Annotated in this window: 15 protein-coding genes; 12 read left to right on the top strand and 3 right to left on the bottom strand. The window is 64.1% G+C overall.

Annotated elements, in window-relative coordinates:
• Positions 1-8 precede the first annotated feature (8 nt).
• Complete coding sequence (locus NVV93_RS18360) at positions 9-773, bottom strand: TOBE domain-containing protein (RefSeq protein WP_258252099.1); 765 nt, start codon at positions 771-773, stop codon at positions 9-11.
• A gap of 75 nt (positions 774-848) precedes the next feature.
• Positions 849-1,583 carry a ComF family protein gene (locus tag NVV93_RS18355; protein WP_258252098.1) on the bottom strand — a complete coding sequence of 245 codons (735 nt, stop codon included), beginning with the start codon at positions 1,581-1,583 and terminating at the stop codon, positions 849-851.
• Between the two features lie 85 nt (positions 1,584-1,668).
• Between NVV93_RS18355 and bioB the strand changes: the two genes are divergently transcribed.
• From bioB to NVV93_RS18305, 10 genes are all read left to right on the top strand, one after another.
• A complete protein-coding gene (gene bioB / locus NVV93_RS18350; protein WP_258252097.1) occupies positions 1,669-2,727 on the top strand; it encodes a biotin synthase BioB in 1,059 nt (352 codons plus the stop codon).
• Positions 2,728-2,812: 85 nt separating this feature from the next.
• The gene (bioF, locus tag NVV93_RS18345; protein ID WP_258252096.1) at positions 2,813-3,985 is read left to right on the top strand and encodes an 8-amino-7-oxononanoate synthase; all 1,173 of its coding nucleotides are present in this window, start codon (positions 2,813-2,815) and stop codon (positions 3,983-3,985) included.
• On the top strand, positions 3,978-4,709 hold the full coding sequence (locus NVV93_RS18340; protein WP_258252095.1) for an alpha/beta fold hydrolase: 732 nt from the start codon (positions 3,978-3,980) through the stop codon (positions 4,707-4,709). The genes bioF and NVV93_RS18340 overlap by 8 nt, the downstream gene beginning before the upstream one ends.
• Positions 4,702-5,514 (top strand): malonyl-ACP O-methyltransferase BioC, encoded by an 813-nt coding sequence (gene bioC, locus NVV93_RS18335; protein WP_258252094.1) that lies wholly within the window; start codon positions 4,702-4,704, stop codon positions 5,512-5,514. The genes NVV93_RS18340 and bioC overlap by 8 nt, the downstream gene beginning before the upstream one ends.
• A 167-nt stretch (positions 5,515-5,681) precedes the next feature.
• Complete coding sequence (gene bioD / locus NVV93_RS18330; protein WP_258252093.1) at positions 5,682-6,407, top strand: dethiobiotin synthase; 726 nt, start codon at positions 5,682-5,684, stop codon at positions 6,405-6,407.
• Between the two features lie 86 nt (positions 6,408-6,493).
• The gene (locus tag NVV93_RS18325; RefSeq protein ID WP_258252092.1) at positions 6,494-6,736 is read left to right on the top strand and encodes a hypothetical protein; all 243 of its coding nucleotides are present in this window, start codon (positions 6,494-6,496) and stop codon (positions 6,734-6,736) included.
• A gap of 241 nt (positions 6,737-6,977) precedes the next feature.
• Positions 6,978-8,783: a phenylacyl-CoA dehydrogenase gene (locus NVV93_RS18320; RefSeq protein WP_258252091.1), complete on the top strand. Its 1,806-nt coding sequence runs from the start codon at positions 6,978-6,980 to the stop codon at positions 8,781-8,783.
• A gap of 188 nt (positions 8,784-8,971) precedes the next feature.
• On the top strand, positions 8,972-10,276 hold the full coding sequence (locus NVV93_RS18315; protein ID WP_258252090.1) for a diguanylate cyclase: 1,305 nt from the start codon (positions 8,972-8,974) through the stop codon (positions 10,274-10,276).
• Positions 10,277-10,380: 104 nt separating this feature from the next.
• On the top strand, positions 10,381-12,174 hold the full coding sequence (locus tag NVV93_RS18310; protein ID WP_258252089.1) for an acyl-CoA dehydrogenase C-terminal domain-containing protein: 1,794 nt from the start codon (positions 10,381-10,383) through the stop codon (positions 12,172-12,174).
• Between the two features lie 184 nt (positions 12,175-12,358).
• Entirely contained in the window at positions 12,359-14,137 is a 1,779-nt protein-coding gene (locus NVV93_RS18305; RefSeq protein ID WP_258252088.1) for an acyl-CoA dehydrogenase C-terminal domain-containing protein, read from the top strand.
• A 217-nt stretch (positions 14,138-14,354) separates the two neighbouring features.
• On the opposite strand, the gene NVV93_RS18300 is transcribed toward NVV93_RS18305, so the two are convergent.
• Complete coding sequence (locus tag NVV93_RS18300) at positions 14,355-15,014, bottom strand: endonuclease (RefSeq protein WP_258252087.1); 660 nt, start codon at positions 15,012-15,014, stop codon at positions 14,355-14,357.
• A gap of 574 nt (positions 15,015-15,588) precedes the next feature.
• On the opposite strand from NVV93_RS18300, the gene NVV93_RS18295 reads away from it, so the two are divergent.
• Positions 15,589-16,143 carry a helix-turn-helix domain-containing protein gene (locus NVV93_RS18295; protein WP_258252085.1) on the top strand — a complete coding sequence of 185 codons (555 nt, stop codon included), beginning with the start codon at positions 15,589-15,591 and terminating at the stop codon, positions 16,141-16,143.
• Between the two features lie 16 nt (positions 16,144-16,159).
• Positions 16,160-17,512: a glutamine synthetase family protein gene (locus NVV93_RS18290; protein WP_258252084.1), complete on the top strand. Its 1,353-nt coding sequence runs from the start codon at positions 16,160-16,162 to the stop codon at positions 17,510-17,512.
• Positions 17,513-17,529 lie beyond the last annotated feature (17 nt).

Genomic DNA, 17,529 nt, shown 5'->3' with positions numbered 1-17,529 from the left:
GCGCGGTTCTAGAGCTGGGTGCCGAGCAATACCTGGCCCGAGGCAAACAGGGCGCGCACCGGATCGCCGAGCTGCAAACCGAAGCCGGCCAGCCGTCCGGCCTCGATCAAGGCGTACAGGGTCTGCCCGCTGGGCAGGCCGATGCGCACCTCGCTGGGCCCCTCGGGATCGGCGGTGATCTCGTCGATCCGCCCCTGCAGCTGGTTGAGTTCGGCCGGCGCTGTGGCGCTCAGCGGTTGCAGCGTGACCCAGCCGGCCTTGATCAGCGCGACCACGGTGGACTCGGCCTGCAACTCAAGGCGCTCGGTGCTGTGATGGGTGATCTGCGCGGTGAGGCGCAGACCGCCAGGCAGTTCTATGTCGATCAGGTCGTTGCGGCCTTGCGCGCGAATCGCGCTGACCCGGCCGCTGAGTTGGTTGCGCGCGCTGGTCTTGAGCATCAGTCGCCCGAGTACTTGCAGGTCGGCATCACTCTCGGCGGCCTGCAGCACCTGCGCCCGCAAGGCTTCCAGGCGCTGATAGAGGGCCAGCAGGCGTTCGCCTTCCGCCGACAGGCGCGCGCCACCACCGCCACGGCCACCCACGGTGCGCTCGACCAGCGGCTGTTCCGCCAGGTTGTTGAGTTCGTCGATGGCGTCCCAGGCCGCCTTGTAACTCAGCCCGGCGGCCTTGGCCGCGCGGGTGATCGAGCCTTGCACGGCGATCTGTTCGAGCAGCGCCATGCGTTGCGGACGGCGGCTGATGTGCTGGGCGAGGGTGGTGAGGACGGACATGGCAGCAATGTCGATAACCGAGGAAGTAGCCGTCGAGGGTTGCCGGAATCGCCCCAGGCGTCAATCGCCCCGCCTTCAATCGCCGGGTTTGGCCGTGCGCGCCAGACAATACACATCGACCCGCGCCGCGCCGGCCTTGCGCAGTAAGCGCGCCAGGCTCTGCGTGGTGGCGCCGGTGGTCAGTACATCGTCGACCAGCGCCACATGCCGGCCGCGCAGCTCGACCTGATGGCTCAGGGCGAACGCCTTGCGCAGGTTGCGCTGCCGGGTGGCGGCATCCAGATCCTGCTGGGGCGGGGTTTCCAGCGTACGTCGGAGTAGCTGTTCGTCGACGGGCAGCTGTAGCTGCGCGCCCAGCCAGCGGGCCAGTAACGTCGCCTGGTTGAAGCCGCGCTGACGCAGGCGTCGCTTGGCCAGCGGCACCGGCAACAGGCAGTCCGGGCGTGGCAGGCCTTCACCGTAAGCGTGCAACAGGTGGCGGGCCAGGCCATCGGCGAGCAAGCGGCCGAGCGGCCATTTGCCCTGGTGCTTGAAGCGTGTGACCAGAGCATCGAGCGGGAAGTCATAGCGCCAGGGCGTTTCCACTCGGGTGAAGGCAGGCGGCCGTTGCAGGCATTCGCCGCAGGCCATTCCGTCGACCAACAGGGGCAGGGCGCAGATGCTGCATTGGTCATGCAACCACGGCAGTTCGTCTTCGCAGGGGCCGCATAAGTCCCGCTCGACCCCTGACGGTTCGTCGCATAATGCGCAGAATTGATTGTTTTTTGTCCAGATGTAAACCAGGTGTCCGCGTTCTGGTTGACAGCGCATTTGGCTTCCCTAAATATCCGCACATCCGTGTCGTGCCGGTCGACTCTAGCAGTCGGGTGCGAGCCAACAAAAAGAGAATGACCGAATGAATGCATCCGTTTCCCTGGCCACCCGCCACGACTGGACCCTCGCCGACGTCAAAGCCCTGTTCGAGCAGCCGTTCAACGATCTGCTGTTCCAGGCGCAGACCATGCACCGTGCGCATTTCGACGCCAATCGCGTACAGGTCTCGACCCTGTTGTCGATCAAGACCGGCGCCTGCCCGGAAGACTGCAAGTACTGCCCGCAGTCCGGCCACTACAACACCGGGCTGGAAAAAGAGAAGTTGATGGAAGTGCAGAAGGTCCTGCAGGCGGCTGCCGAGGCCAAGGCCATCGGTTCGACCCGTTTCTGCATGGGCGCGGCGTGGAAGCATCCGTCCGCCAAGGACATGCCCTACGTGCTGGAGATGGTCAAAGGCGTCAAGAAGCTCGGCCTGGAAACCTGCATGACCCTCGGTCGACTCGATCAGGATCAGACCGCGGCGCTGGCCGATGCCGGCCTCGACTACTACAACCACAATCTCGATACCTCGCCGGAGTTCTACGGCAACATCATCACCACCCGCACCTACTCCGAGCGCCTGCAGACCCTGGCATATGTGCGTGAGTCGGGGATGAAGATCTGCTCCGGCGGCATCCTCGGCATGGGCGAGTCGGTCGACGACCGCGCCGGCCTGCTGATCCAGCTGGCCAACCTGCCGGACCACCCGGAGTCGGTACCGATCAACATGCTGGTCAAGGTCAAGGGCACGCCGCTAGAGAAGGAGCAGGACGTCGATCCGTTCGACTTCATCCGCACCCTGGCCGTGGCGCGGATCATGATGCCGAAATCCCACGTGCGCCTATCCGCCGGCCGCGAGCAGATGAATGAGCAGATGCAGGCCCTGGCCTTCTTCGCCGGCGCCAACTCGATTTTCTACGGCGAGAAACTGCTGACCACCGCCAACCCGCAGGCCGACAAGGATATGCAACTGTTCGCCCGCCTCGGCATCAAGCCGGAAGAGCGCGAAGAGCACGCCGACGAAGTGCACCAGGCGGCCATCGAGCAGGCGCTGGTCGAACAGCGCGACTCCAAGCTGTTCTACGACGCCACTTCGGCCTGATCTGCTTTTTGTTGTAGGAGCCAGCTTGCTGGCGATCTGACGATCCGTGGATCGCCAGCAAGCTGGCTCCTACAAGGTATTGCCCATGCCTTTTGATCTCACCTCCCGCCTCGCCGAACGTCGCGCGGCGCACCTCTATCGCCAGCGCCCGCTGCTGGACAGCCCGCAAGCTCCAGAAGTGATGGTCGACGGCAAGCCGTTGCTGGCCTTCTGCTCCAATGATTACCTCGGCATGGCCAATCATCCCGAGGTGATTCGGGCGATGCGCGAGGGCGTCGACAAGTGGGGCGTCGGCGGCGGTTCCGCGCATCTGGTGATCGGCCACAGCTCGCCGCATCACCAGCTGGAAGAAGCGCTCGCCGAGTTCACCGGGCGGCCGCGCGCACTGCTGTTTTCCACCGGCTATATGGCCAACCTCGCGGCTGTCACCGCACTGGTCGGCCAGGGCGACACGGTGCTGGAAGACCGCCTCAACCACGCCTCGCTGCTCGATGCCGGCCTGCTCTCCGGCGCGCGGTTCTCGCGCTACCTGCACAACGACGCGGCCAGCCTCGCCAGCCGTCTGGAGAAAGCCACCGGCAATACCCTGGTGGTGACCGATGGGGTGTTCAGTATGGACGGCGACCTCGCCGACCTGCCGGCACTCTGTGCGGCGGCCAAGCAGAAGAACGCCTGGGTGATGGTCGACGACGCCCACGGCTTCGGTCCGGTGGGCGCTAACGGCGGCGGCATCGTCGAGCACTTCGGCTTGGGAATGGATGATGTACAGGTGCTGGTCGGCACCCTGGGTAAAGCCTTTGGCACCGCCGGCGCTTTCGTCGCCGGCAGCGAAGAGCTGATCGAGACGCTGATCCAGTTCGCCCGCCCGTACATCTACACGACCAGTCAGCCGCCGGCAGTGGCCTGCGCCACGTTGAAGAGCCTGGAATTGCTGCGCCGCGAAAGCTGGCGGCGCGAGCATCTGAATAAGCTGATCGCGCGCTTCCGCCAGGGCGCCAGCGAGATCGGCCTGACCCTGATGGACAGCCCGACGCCTATTCAGCCGATCCTGGTCGGCGACAGCGCCCGCGCCCTGCAGCTCACTGCGCTGCTCAAGGCGCGCGGCCTGCTGGTCGGCGCGATCCGGCCACCGACCGTGCCGGCCGGCAGCGCGCGCCTGCGGGTGACGCTGTCCGCGGCGCACAGCGAAGCGCAGCTGGAACGTCTCTTGGAAGGCCTGGCCGAATGCTGGCCGCTGCTGGAGCACGGCGATGCGTGATCGGCTGGTTCTGCTTCCCGGCTGGGGCCTGGGTACTGCGCCGCTGGTGCCGCTGATGGTCGCCTTGAGTGGCCTGGACGAGCATCTGCGGGTGCAGATCGAGGCGCTGCCGAACCTCGCCTCGGTCGATCCGCAGGATTGGCTCGACGAGCTGGACGCGCGCCTGCCGCAAGACGTCTGGCTCGGTGGCTGGTCATTCGGCGGCATGCTCGCCGCTGAGTTGGCGGCACGCCGTGGCGAGCATTGCTGCGGTTTGCTGACCCTGGCCAGCAACGCCTGTTTCGTCGCCCGCGACGGCTGGCCCAGCGCTATGCCGGGCGCGACCTTCACGGCGTTCCGCGCTGGCTGCGCCGACGACGCGCCGGCGACGTTGAAGCGCTTTGCCCTGCTCTGCGCGCAGGGTGCGGAAGATTCGCGCGGGATTGCCCGCCGCCTTGCCGCCGCCACGCCGGCGGCGCAAGCAACCTCGTTAGTGGCCGGGCTCGATGTGTTGGCGGCGCTGGATACGCGCGCCGCTTTGCAGCGTTTCGACGGGCCGCAGCTGCACCTGTTCGCCGGCGCCGATGCGCTGGTGCCGGGGGAGGCGGCCGGTGCGTTGCTGGAGGTGCTGCCGGATACCGAAATCGGCCTGCTCGAGCAGACCAGTCACGCCTTCGTCATCGAGCGCGCCCATGAAGTGGCGGCGGCGATCCACGCTTTTCTGACCGAGGCCGGCGATGACTGAGCATCTGCCGTCACCACAGGCCGGCGGCCTGCCGGACAAACATCAGGTCGCCGCCTCGTTCTCGCGCGCGGCGGCCAGCTACGACGGCGTCGCCGAATTGCAGCGGCTGATCGGCAGCCAACTCCTGGCACGTGTGTCGGCCGATCTACAACCGTCGCGCTGGTTGGACCTGGGCTGCGGCACCGGGCATTTCAGTCGCCTCCTCGCCAAGCGTTTTCCGCCGGCCGAAGGGATTGCCCTGGATATCGCCGAAGGCATGCTGCAACACGCGCTGCCGCTGGGCGGCGCCACCCGCTTTATCGCCGGCGATGCCGAGCGTCTGCCGCTGCGGGCAACAAGTTGCGGACTGATCTTTTCCAGTCTGGCGGTGCAGTGGTGCGCCGATTTCGCCGCCGTGCTCAGCGAGGCGCGGAGGGTCTTGCAGCCGGGCGGGATGTTCGCCTTCGCCAGCCTGTGCGTCGGCACCTTGCAGGAGCTGCGCGACAGCTGGCAGGCGGTAGATGGCATGGTCCACGTCAACCGCTTCCGCCACTTCGAGGATTACCAGGCGCTGTGCGACGCCAGTGGCTTGCAACTGGTGAGCCTCGAACGGCACGCCGAAGTGCTGCATTTTCCCGATGTGCGCAGCCTGACCCATGAACTCAAGGCGCTTGGCGCGCACAACCTCAATCCCGGGCGCCCCGGTGGCCTGACCGGGCGTGCGCGAATTCTGGCGCTGATCGAGGCTTACGAACGGTTCCGTCAGCCGCAGGGCCTGCCGGCCACCTATCAAGTGGTCTACGGCGTGCTGCGCCGGGAGGAATGAAATGAGTGCCGCCTTCTTCATCGCCGGTACCGATACCCTGATCCTGGCTAAAGAGCCGGCAAGACCATGCGGTCGGTTGTATTGCACCCGAGGGCAAAGCCTGTGAGTCGTGCCTACTTCATCGCCGGTACCGATACCCTGATCCTGGCTAAAGAGCCGGCAAGACCATGCGGTTGGCTGTATTGCATCCGAGGGCAAAGCCTGTGAGTCGTGCCTATTTCGTCGCCGGCACCGATACTGAAATCGGCAAGACCACCATTGCCGCCGGCCTGCTGCACGCCGCGCGGTGCGCCGGGTTGAGCACCGCCGCGGCCAAGCCGGTGGCGTCGGGCTGCGAAATGACCGCCGCCGGTTTGCGCAACAGCGATGCCTTGGCGTTGCTCGGCGAATGCAACCTGGCGTTGGCGTACGAAGAGGTCAATCCGCTGGCCTTCGCCCCGGCTATCGCGCCACATCTGGCTGCTCGCGAGGCCGGCGTGACGCTGAGCGTCGAGGCATTGCGCGGTCCGGTCCAGGCGATCTTGGCGAAGGGCGCCGATTTCACTCTGGTCGAGGGCGCCGGCGGGTGGCGCGTGCCATTGGCCGGGCAGGCCACGCTGTCCGATTTGCCGATCAGCCTCGGTTTGCCGGTGATCCTGGTGGTCGGCGTGCGCCTGGGGTGCATCAACCACGCGCTGCTCAGCGCCGAGGCGATCCTGCGCGACGGTTTGCAGCTGGCCGGCTGGGTCGCCAACGTGGTCGATGCCGAGACTTCGCGGCTGGACGACAACCTCGCCAGTCTCGCCGAACGCCTGCCCGCGCCGTGTCTGGGCCGGGTGCCGCGTCTGGCGCAGGCGACTCCGGCGGCAGTCGCCGCGTATCTCGATCTGCGTCCGCTGGGCGTGACCGCGTAATCCATTCGCCGCCTCGACGCTTTCCCGCTACGCTTTCCCCAGTGGCCTGCTTCACCATAGGCCAAGAATTTTTCGGGAACGATGCCATGCAGATCAGCGCCTTCACTGCCGGTTTGAATACCTTCCAGTCCGCCGTCCAGCGGACCGAGCGCGCCGCCGCGGATATCGCCCAAGCGGCTTTGCCGCACTCATCTTCGACTCGCGATTCCGCCGATCTGGCGACCTCCATGGTGCAACTCGATATCGGCACGCTGCAGGCGCAAGCGGGCGCCAAGCTGCTGCAAACCGCCGACGATGTGCTGGGCACGTTGCTCGATACCCACGCCTGATCGTTCGACCGCTCTCGCACTTTCACTCGCCCGCTGACCGTTCAGCCAATGTCGTACGAAGGCATGGACTGCGCGCGCGTCGGTTGCAGGACGATGCTTGACAAGGAATCGACGCAAACGTATGTTTCAAACACCTGTTTTACTGCTGGGCCGCGTTCTGTTGCCTGGTAGTTGGGAGCCACAACCCAAGCGACCCTCCAGGTCTTTACATCCAGGAACACACCGTTAGAGGTTTATCGATATGCCTGATTACAAGGCCCCCTTGCGTGATATCCGCTTCGTTCGTGACGAACTGCTCGGCTACGAAGCTCACTATCAGAGCGTGCCCGGTTGCGAGGACGCTACCCCGGACATGGTCAACGCCATCCTGGATGAAGGTGCCAAGTTCTGTGAGCAGGTGATTGCGCCGCTGAACCGCGTGGGCGATCTGGAAGGTTGCACCTGGAGCGCCGAAGGCGTGAAAACCCCGACCGGCTTCAAGGCTGCTTATCAGCAGTTCGTCGAAGGCGGCTGGCCGAGCCTGGCCCATGACGTCGAACATGGCGGCCAAGGCCTGCCGGAATCCCTGGGCCTGGCCGTCAGCGAAATGGTTGGCCAAGCCAACTGGTCGTGGGGCATGTACCCGGGCCTGTCGCACGGCGCGATGAACACCATCTCCGCCCACGGCACCCCGGATCAGCAGCACACCTACCTGACCAAACTGGTCTCCGGTGAATGGACTGGCACCATGTGCCTGACCGAACCGCATTGCGGCACCGACCTGGGCATGTTGCGCACCAAGGCCGAGCCGCAGGCGGATGGCTCGTACAAAATTACCGGCACCAAGATCTTCATCTCCGCCGGTGAACACGATATGGCCGACAACATCGTTCATATCGTCCTCGCCCGTCTGCCCGATGCGCCGGCCGGTACCAAAGGTATCTCGCTGTTCATCGTGCCGAAGTTCCTGCCGCAAGCCGACGGTTCGGTTGGCGAGCGCAACCCGGTGTCCTGTGGCTCGCTCGAGCACAAGATGGGCATCCACGGTAATGCGACCTGCGTGATGAATTTCGACGCCGCCACCGGTTGGTTGATCGGTCCGGCGAACAAGGGTCTGAACTGCATGTTCACCTTCATGAATACCGCTCGCCTGGGTACCGCGCTGCAAGGCCTGGCCCACGCCGAAATCGGTTTCCAGGGTGGCATCAAGTACGCTCGCGAGCGTCTGCAGATGCGTTCGCTGACTGGCCCGAAAGCACCGGACAAACCCGCTGACCCGATCATCGTGCATCCGGACGTGCGCCGCATGCTGCTGACCATGAAGGCCTTCGCCGAAGGTAACCGCGCGATGGTGTACTTCACCGCCAAGCAGGTCGACATCGTTCAGCGCAGCCAGAATGAAGAAGAGCGCAAAGCCGCCGATGCGCTGCTGGCGTTCCTCACCCCGATCGCTAAGGCGTTCATGACCGAAGTCGGTTTCGAATCGGCCAACCACGGCGTGCAGATCTTTGGTGGTCACGGCTTCATCGCCGAGCACGGCATGGAACAGAACGTTCGCGATGCGCGGATTTCCATGTTGTACGAAGGCACCACCGGCGTGCAGGCGATCGACCTGCTCGGGCGTAAAGTCCTGGGGACCCAGGGCGCTGCGCTGAAAGGCTTCACCAAGATCATCCACAAGTTCTGCCAGGCCAACGAAGGCAACGAAGCCGTGCAGGGCTACGTCGCGCAACTGGCCCAGCTGAACAAAGAGTGGGGCGAGCTGACCATGAAGATCGGCATGGCCACGATGAAGGACCACGAAGAGGCCGGCGCCGCTTCGGTGGATTACCTGATGTACTCCGGCTACGTTTGCCTGGCCTACTTCTGGGCCGACATGGCGCGCGTGGCTGCTGAGAAGCTGGCCGCCGGCAGCGAAGACGCGGCGTTCTACAAGGCCAAGCTGCAGACCGCGCGCTTCTACTTCGCGCGTATCCTGCCGCGGACCCGCGCGCATGTGGAAACCATGCTGTCGGGTGCCAGCAACCTGATGGAAATGGCCGAAGAAGATTTCGCACTGGGCTACTAAGCCTTACGCGGGTCGACTCGAAACGCCGCCTACCGCGAGGTAGGCGGCGTTTTTGTTGGTGCAATAGACCTTCCGGGCGCTCCTACAGAGAGTCCCGAGTCACGGCGAAACGCGGTTTCCCCAATCAATGGTCAGCAGATAAGGCAAAATGCCAGCTTTCTATCCTGTCGATTAAGTCCGGAGCTCGCGTGCCTTCCTCTGCTGCCTTCAAATTCAGCCATTTTCTGCCCTCTGCGCTGCTGCTCGGCGGCGGTCTGGTGGCAGCGAATCTGGGCGGTTTGAGCGAATTCTTCAACTCGCTGTTTAATGTACTGCCGACCCTGCTGTTGTTGCTCGGCGGCGCCTTCTGCCTGGTCTACAGCCGCCAGCGCGAAGCCTTCCTGCTCCTCGCGGTGTACCTGGCGTATTTCTTTCTCGACAGCCAGGCCGATTACTTCCGCGAACACGGCAAACCGTTACCGGACGCGGCGCTGGTGTTTCACCTCTGCTCGTTGCTCCTGCCGCTGCTCTATGGCCTGTACGCGTCCTGGCAGGAGCGCTCGCACTTGTTGCAGGATCTGGTCGCCCGTGGCGCCGTGCTGCTGGCCTTTGGCAGTGTCGCGGCCGGCTTGGCGCAACGCTATCCGCAGGCCTTACTCGGCTGGCTGACGGAAGTTCGCTGGCCGCTGTTGCACGCAAGCTGGATGCCGCTGATCCAACCCGCCTACGGCCTGTTTCTGCTCGCCTTCGGCTTGCTGGTGGTCCAGTACCTGCGCCACCCGCGGCCGCTGCATGCGGCGCAATTGCTGGGGTTGTTCGGCTTGCTGTGGATGCTGCCAAAGACCTTCAGCCTGCCGTTCGCGCTGAACATCATGAGCAGTCAGGTGATGCTCATGCTGGTCGCGGCCGTGGTGCATGAGGCCTATCAGATGGCCTATCGCGACGAGCTGACCGGCTTGCCGGGACGCCGCGCCTTGAACGAGCGCTTGCAGCGCCTCGGGCGCAGCTATGTGATCGCCATGGCGGATGTCGATCACTTCAAGCAGTTCAACGATACCCACGGCCATGACATCGGCGATCAGGTGCTGCGCCTGGTCGCCAGTCAGCTGCGCAAGGTCGGTGGTGGCGGCACTGCCTACCGCTATGGCGGCGAGGAATTCACCTTGCTGTTCCCCGGTAAGAGTCTGGAGGAATGCCTGCCGCATCTGGAGGCCGTGCGTGAGGCGGTCGCCGGCTATGCCCTGCAGTTGCGCGACAAGGGCCAGCGGCCGCGCGACGATCAGCAAGGTCGGCAACGGCGCGGCGCCGGCAAGGCCGCCAGCGTGTCGGTGACGATCAGCATCGGCGTCGCCGAGCGCCATCAGCAGCCCGGCTTTGAACCGGTGATTCGCGCCGCCGACAAGGCGCTTTATGCGGCCAAGGCGGCCGGCCGCAATTGCGTGCGCGCGCATGGCCAGCAGCGTCGCGGCGCGGTGCGCGAACGCCAATCGGGCGCCGCCACTGTCACTCGCTGATAGAGCCCTATTCAGCCGGCCCAGTGTAATTGTCGCTCCGCGCCATCGGCAGTAGCCTGCAGTTTTCCCGCCGCGCTCGGCCGACCTGCCGATGGAGAACTGTCATGCCTGAGTACAAAGCCCCGCTGCGCGACATGCGCTTTCTGTTCGATGAAGTGTTCGATTTCTCCTCCACCTACACCGCCGTCGGCGCCAACGACGCGACCCCGGATATGGTCAACGCGATCCTCGAAGAGGGCGCCAAATTCTGCGAACAGGTGCTCGCGCCGCTGAACCGTTCCGGTGACGAGGAAGGTGCTGTCTGGAACGACGGCGTGGTGACCACGCCCAAGGGCTTCAAGGAAGCCTTCGCCCAGTACGTCGAAGGCGGCTGGAACGGCCTGGCCGCCGACCCGGCCTACGGCGGCCAGGGCCTGCCGCATTCGCTGGGCCTGGTGATCGCCGAGATGGTCGGCACCGCCAATACCTCCTGGGGCATGTACCCGGGGCTGACTCACGGCGCGATGTCGGCGATCCACGCCCACGGCAGCGCCGAGCAGAAAGACACCTACCTGACCAAGCTCACCGCGGGCACCTGGACCGGCACCATGTGCCTGACGGAGCCGCATTGCGGCACCGACCTCGGCATCATCAAGACCCGCGCGGTGCCGCAGGCAGACGGCAGCTACGCAGTATCCGGGACGAAGATCTTCATCTCCGCCGGCGAGCACGACATGAGCGAGAACATCATCCACCTGGTGCTCGCCAAGCTGCCGGACGCGCCGGCCGGCACCAAGGGCATCTCGCTGTTCATCGTGCCGAAGTTTCTGCCCAACGCCGCCGGTGACGCAGGTGAGCGCAACGCTGTGGCGTGCGGCTCGATCGAACACAAGATGGGTATCAAGGCTTCGGCCACCTGCGTGATGAACTTCGACAGCGCCAAGGGCTTCATGATTGGCGAGGCCAACAAGGGCCTCAACTGCATGTTCACCATGATGAACCACGCGCGCCTGGGCACCGGCATGCAGGGCCTGTGCAACGGCGAGGCGAGCTACCAGGGCGCCGTGCGCTACGCCAACGACCGTCTGCAGATGCGCGCACTGACCGGGCCGAAGGCGCCGGACAAACCGGCCGACCCGATCATCGTCCACCCGGACGTGCGCCGCATGCTGTTGACCATGAAGGCGTTCAACGAGGGCAACCGCGCGCTGGCCTACTTCACCGCGCAACTGCTCGACCTGCTGCACAGCCCGGATGCCGAACAGGTCGCCGAGGCCGAGGGGCTGTTGGCCTTCCTCACGCCGATCTGCAAGGCCTTCATGACCGACACCGGCCTCGAGGTGACCAGCCTCGGCATGCAGGTGTTCGGCGGCCACGGCTACATCCGCGAGTGGGGCATGGAGCAGCTGATGCGTGACTGCCGCATCGCACCGATTTATGAAGGCACCAACGGCATCCAGGCCCTCGACCTGCTCGGCCGCAAGGTGCTTGGCAGCCAGGGCAAGGCGCTGCGCAGCTTCACCAAGATCGTCCACAAGTTCTGCCAGGCGCAGGTTGAGTATCCGCAGCTCAAGACCCAGGTCGCCGAGCTGGCGCGCCTCAACCAGCAGTGGGGCGAGCTGACCACGCGCATCGGCATGGCGGCGATGAAAAACCCGGACGAGGTGGGCGCGGCTTCGGTGGACTACCTGATGTATTCCGGCTACGTCACCCTGGCTTACCTGTGGCTGCGCATGGCCGCGGTCGCCCAGGCCAAGCTCGAGGCCGGCAGCGGCGAACCGGCGTTCTACGAGGCCAAGCTGGCCACCGCCGAGTTCTACTTCAAGCGCCTGTTGCCGCGCGCCGGTGCGCACCTGGCGGCAGCGGACGCTGGCAGCGAGGTGTTGATGCGCCTGTCGGCTGCGCATTTCAGCGCCTGATCAACGGTAGAAGCGTCGCAAAAGCCCGCCTTTAGGCGGGTTTTTGCGTTCTTGGGCCGGCGTATTTAGCGGTGACTGAGTGGTCATGACACGACTCTATGTCCCGTAAAAGTTGTTAAGTAAACTCGGCAGCCTCGTTTCATTCCTGCCCGCAAGGCCCCGTCGCAACGCTTGAGGAATCATCATGGCTGACTACAAAGCACCCCTGCGCGATATGCGCTTTGTTCTCAACGAAGTCTTCGAGGTTTCCAAGCTTTGGGCCCAGCTGCCGGGTCTGGCCGAGGTGGTCGACGAAGAAACGGCGGCGGCGATTCTCGAAGAAGCCGGCAAAGTCACCGGCGGGGTGATCGCCCCGCTGAATCGCAGCGGTGACGAAGAAGGCTGCAGCTGGAACGACGGCGTGGTGACCACCCCGCAAGGTTTCCCGGCGGCCTACCAGACCTACGCCGAGGGCGGTTGGGTCGGCGTCGGCGGCGACCCGGCGTTCGGCGGCATGGGCATGCCCAAGGTGATCTCCGCGCAGGTCGAGGAAATGGTCAACTCGGCCAACCTGTCGTTCGGTCTGTATCCAATGCTGACCGCCGGCGCGTGCTTGTCGATCAACGCCCACGCCAGCGAAGAGCTGAAGGAAAAGTACCTGCCGAACATGTATGCCGGCGTCTGGTCCGGCTCCATGTGCCTGACCGAAGCGCATGCCGGCACCGACCTCGGCATCATTCGCACCAAGGCCGAACCGCAGGCCGACGGCAGCTACAAGGTCAGCGGCACGAAGATCTTCATCACCGGCGGCGAGCACGATCTGGCCGAGAACATCATCCACCTGGTGCTGGCCAAGCTGCCCGACGCGCCGGCTGGGCCGAAAGGCATTTCGCTGTTCCTGGTGCCGAAGTTCATGGTCAACGTCGACGGTTCGCTGGGCGAGCGTAACGCCGTGGCTTGCGGCTCGATCGAGCACAAGATGGGCATCAAGGCCTCGTCGACTTGCGTGATGAACTTCGACGGCGCCACCGGCTGGATCGTCGATGCGCCGAACAAAGGCCTCGCGGCGATGTTCACCATGATGAATTACGAGCGTCTGGGCGTCGGCATTCAGGGTCTGGCGCTCGGCGAGCGTTCCTACCAGAGCGCCATCGAATACGCCCGTGATCGCATCCAGAGCCGCGCGCCGACCGGCCCGGTGGCCAAGGACAAAGCCGCCGACCCGATCATCGTGCACCCGGACGTGCGCCGCATGTTGCTGACCATGAAAGCGCTGAACGAAGGCGGCCGCGCCTTCTCCAGCTATGTGGCCATGCAACTGGATACCGCCAAGTACAGCGAAGACGCCGCTACTCGCAAGCGCGCCGAAGAGCTGGTCGCCCTGCTGACGCCGGTGGCCAAGGCGTTCCTCACCGACATGGCGCTGGAAACCACCGTGCACGGCCAGCAGATTTTCGGCGGCCATGGTTTCATCCGCGAGTGGGGCCAGGAGCAGCTGGTGCGCGACTGCCGCATCACGCAGATCTACGAAGGCACCAACGGCATCCAGTCGCTCGATCTGGTCGGCCGCAAAGTGGTCGGTAGCGGCGGGGCGTTCTACAAGCACTTTGCCGACGAGATCAAAGCCTTCACCGATTCGGCCGATGCCTCCTTGGCTGAGTTCGTCGAGCCGCTGAAACAGGCAATCGCCAACCTCGAGCAGATGACCGCCGACCTGCTGGAACGCGCCAAGGCCAACCCGAACGAAATCGGCGCCGCCTCGGTCGAGTACCTGCAGGTGTTCGGCTACACCGCCTACGCCTACATGTGGGCGTTGATGGCACGGGCCGCGCTGGCCAAGCAGGATCAGGGCGAGTTCTACGTCAGCAAGCTGGGCACCGCGCGCTTCTTCTTCGCCCGCCTGCTGCCGCGTATCCACTCGCTGACCGCCTCGGTCAAGGCCGGCAGCGAGTCGCTGTTCCTGCTCGACGCCAACCAGTTCTAGCAGGCCGTTGAAAAACGTAGCGAGCGAAGGCTAGACAAGGCGAAATCAGGCGAAAAAGCGCAGTTTACGAGCGGTAAATGAGCATTTTTAGCCTGATTTCAACGCGGTATAGCCGAGCGCAGTAGTTTTTCAACGGACTGCTAACGGTGCCGTGATGCAAAAAGCCCCGCTGATGCGGGGCTTTTTTATGCGCGCTGAAGCGTCTGCAGCGAACCTATTAATCCTGTTTCAGGTTCTTGGCCAATTCGGGATTGTCGATGAACGCGTTGCGGTTGCCCTGGAGCATTTCGATCTGCTCGTTGCGGGTTTTCTCGGCGGCATCCGGCGGGTCCAACTCGTTCCAGCGCTGGTACATCTGCAACTGGCCAACGATGGGCAGACCGTATTCCTGGTGCATGTAGAAGATCGCTCGCGCCACATCGCCCTTGGCCGCGTCGCGCGGTTCGATCAACTGAAAGGTCGCCTTGAGGTCGCAACCGATATCGGCGAACTTGCTCGGCACGTCGTCGCCGACCTCGCCGAACTGCGCATTGCGCCGCGCCAGCTCGACGCGGGTCAACTCTGGATACAGGTTGTGCAGGTCGGCGAGCAGGTAGTCGAAAGCGGGATTGACCACCCGGCACTGGTTTTCCGTCATGCAGCGCAGGGCCGATTTGACCTGCTTGCCGGTATATACCGCGCTGGCGGTGTACTGGCTGCTTTCGCCGGTGAACGGCTGATCGCAGTACAGCGTGTTGCCGCCCTTGCCATACAGCTTCGGCCAGAACACTTGCTCGATGGCAACTTTGGCGTCTTTCAGTTGATCTTGACCGGCTGAGAAACACGGCTGGGCGACACTCGCCGCCAGACAAGTTAGGGCAATCGCAACGGCTCGCATGGGACCACCTGGTAATTCTTTGTTGTTAGATTGTCGGACAGCCAAAGTCTAGCAAGTGGCCAGCATTCTGGGGAGCCAACCAACCGCTTGCTTTTCTTGTAAGCCAAGGCTTACAAGATTCGCCGCATATTGGCGGCTATTGCCGTTCGTCGCTCACAGTTATCCTGCTGTACATGGACCCCGCGCAGGAAGCGCTGAGCACCAACAGGGATATCTGGGATGCCGTCAGGATGACGGATGGATCAAGGATGTCAGGAAACGGAAGTCAGGTTCAGTCTGCAAAAGCCCCGCCTCGGCGGGGCTTTTTTTCGCCTCGATAAAACCCATCCACGCTTTGGCAGAGCTGAACAGTGAGCGAGTAGCCGGCGGGTGAGGCATCCCCAGCCTCGGGCGCAGCTTGCCAGCGTGAATTTTTTCTGTTTATATTTCATGAAAATAAATTAATAGAACTTCACGCTCCCCGTTGGCATCCCACTGCTCCGCCAGCAGCAGTTTGGCCAACCCCGCGAACGACCGATGGCTCCGCGCGGTGATGGCAGTGCAAGCGTTGTGCGTCTGAAGTGAGACCGTATTGATGGACATGCAGGAAGAAATCGAAGGATTGGCAATCCTGATCCGCGATCTGCGCAAACACAAAAACATCACACTTGGTGCGCTGGCCGAGCGCATTGGTCGCTCGGTGGGTTTTCTCTCCCAAGTCGAGCGAGGCCTGTCGCGGCCGACGGTTGCCGATCTCACCGCGATCAGCGCGACGCTCGGCGTGCCCACCACCTATTTCTACAGCCTCAGCCGCCCCCGGGCGTTGCCCTGGGTGACGCGTCCCGACGAGCGTCGCACGCTGTATTACGGCGCCGGGATTACCGACGTATTGCTCTCGCCGAGCATGTCGGCCGGCTTTTCCATGCTTGAAAGCCATCTGGAGCCCGGCGCCAGCAGCGGCGAAGGGCACCTGAACGATAGCGACGAACAGGGCGGCTTCGTCCTCGCAGGCGAGCTGACCCTCTGGCTGGGCGACCAGCCGCCGGTGACCCTGCAGCCCAACGACAGCTTCCAGCTACCGGCGCACGCGCAGTTCCGCTACGCCAACCTGACCGATCAGCCCACCCGCGTACTTTGGGTTTTCACCTGACCCCCGGATCAGCACCATGACCAGCACCGATACGTTTCCCGATCTGCTCAGCGAGGTGCGGACCTTCCGTACCGAGCACCCCGACGTGCGTTATGTCGACCTGATTTCCCTGGATATCCCCGGGCACTTCTACGGCAAGCGTTACCCCATCGAGATGCTCGAAAAGGTCGCCGCCGGCAGCCCGCTGAAATTGCCGCAAAACTGCGTGCTGCTGGGTACCCAAGGTGGCTTGTACGAAATTGGCGACTACTGCTTTCGCGATGGTGACCCGGATGCCGTGCGCCGGCTGGTGCCGGGCACCCTCAAGCCGGTGCGCTGGGAAAGCCAGCCGCTCGGCCAGATGCTGATCACCTCGGACGGCACCGCCGCGCCGATCGAGTTCGAGCCGCGCGAAGTGCTGGCGCGGGTGCTGCAACGGCTGGCGGCGCGCGGCATCCATCCGGTGGTGGCCTTTGAATTGGAGTTCTATCTGTTCGATCGCCACCTGCAAGGCGGCCTGCCGCAGTTCCCACGCGACTCGCTATGCGGCGATGAAGACAGTCAACCGAACATGCACATCGAGCGGCTGTCGCGCTTCTCCGAGGTGCTCCACGAGACGGTCGACGCGGCCCGCGAGCAGGGCGTGGATGCCAACGTGATCACCGCCGAGCTCGGTCCTGGGCAGTTCGAAATCAACTTCGCCCACTGTGACGACGGCCTGCGCGCCGCCGATTGGGCCGCATTGTTCTGCCGCAGCACACGCGGTGTGGCGCTCAAGCATGGCCATCGTGCCAGCTTCATGAGCAAGCCCTATTTGCAGGCACCGGGCAGCGGTATGCACGTGCACGTCAGCCTGTACGATGCGGCCGGCAACAATCTGCTGGCCGCCGATGAACAGCGACCGCTGCGCCATGCGGTTGCCGGCTGCCTGGAGTGGCTGCCGCACTGCATGCCGATCTTCGCCGCCAATCACAACGCCTTCCGCCGCTATGGCGCCATGGTCAACGCCGCCAGTCGCGCCAGCTGGGGCTTCGAAGACCGTGACGCGTGCATCCGTATCCCCGAATCCGACCCGCGCAACCTGCGGATCGAACATCGCCTGGCCGGCGCTGACGCCAACCCTTATCTGGTGTTGGCGGCGATCCTGGCCGGCATGGAGCACGGCCTGGATGCCGCGCGCGCGCCGATCGCACCGCTCAATCAGGACCGGCAAAGTGGCATCGACTTCCCCCAGGACATGCTCGCCGCGGTGCGCGCCATGGAGGATTTCCCAGCCGTGCGGGCCGGGCTGGGCGACGAATTCGTGATGGTCTATTGCGCCAATAAACGCCAGGACCATCAGGCGTTCATGCAGGAGATCAGCGCGCGCGAATACCGCTGGTTTCTTTGAGGGGTTGCGCAGCCCGA

Source organism: Pseudomonas sp. LS44 (assembly GCF_024730785.1).
GTDB lineage: Bacteria > Pseudomonadota > Gammaproteobacteria > Pseudomonadales > Pseudomonadaceae > Aquipseudomonas.
The sequence above is the reverse complement of the archived record's forward strand: the minus strand, read 5'-3'. Positions and strand labels throughout refer to the sequence as shown.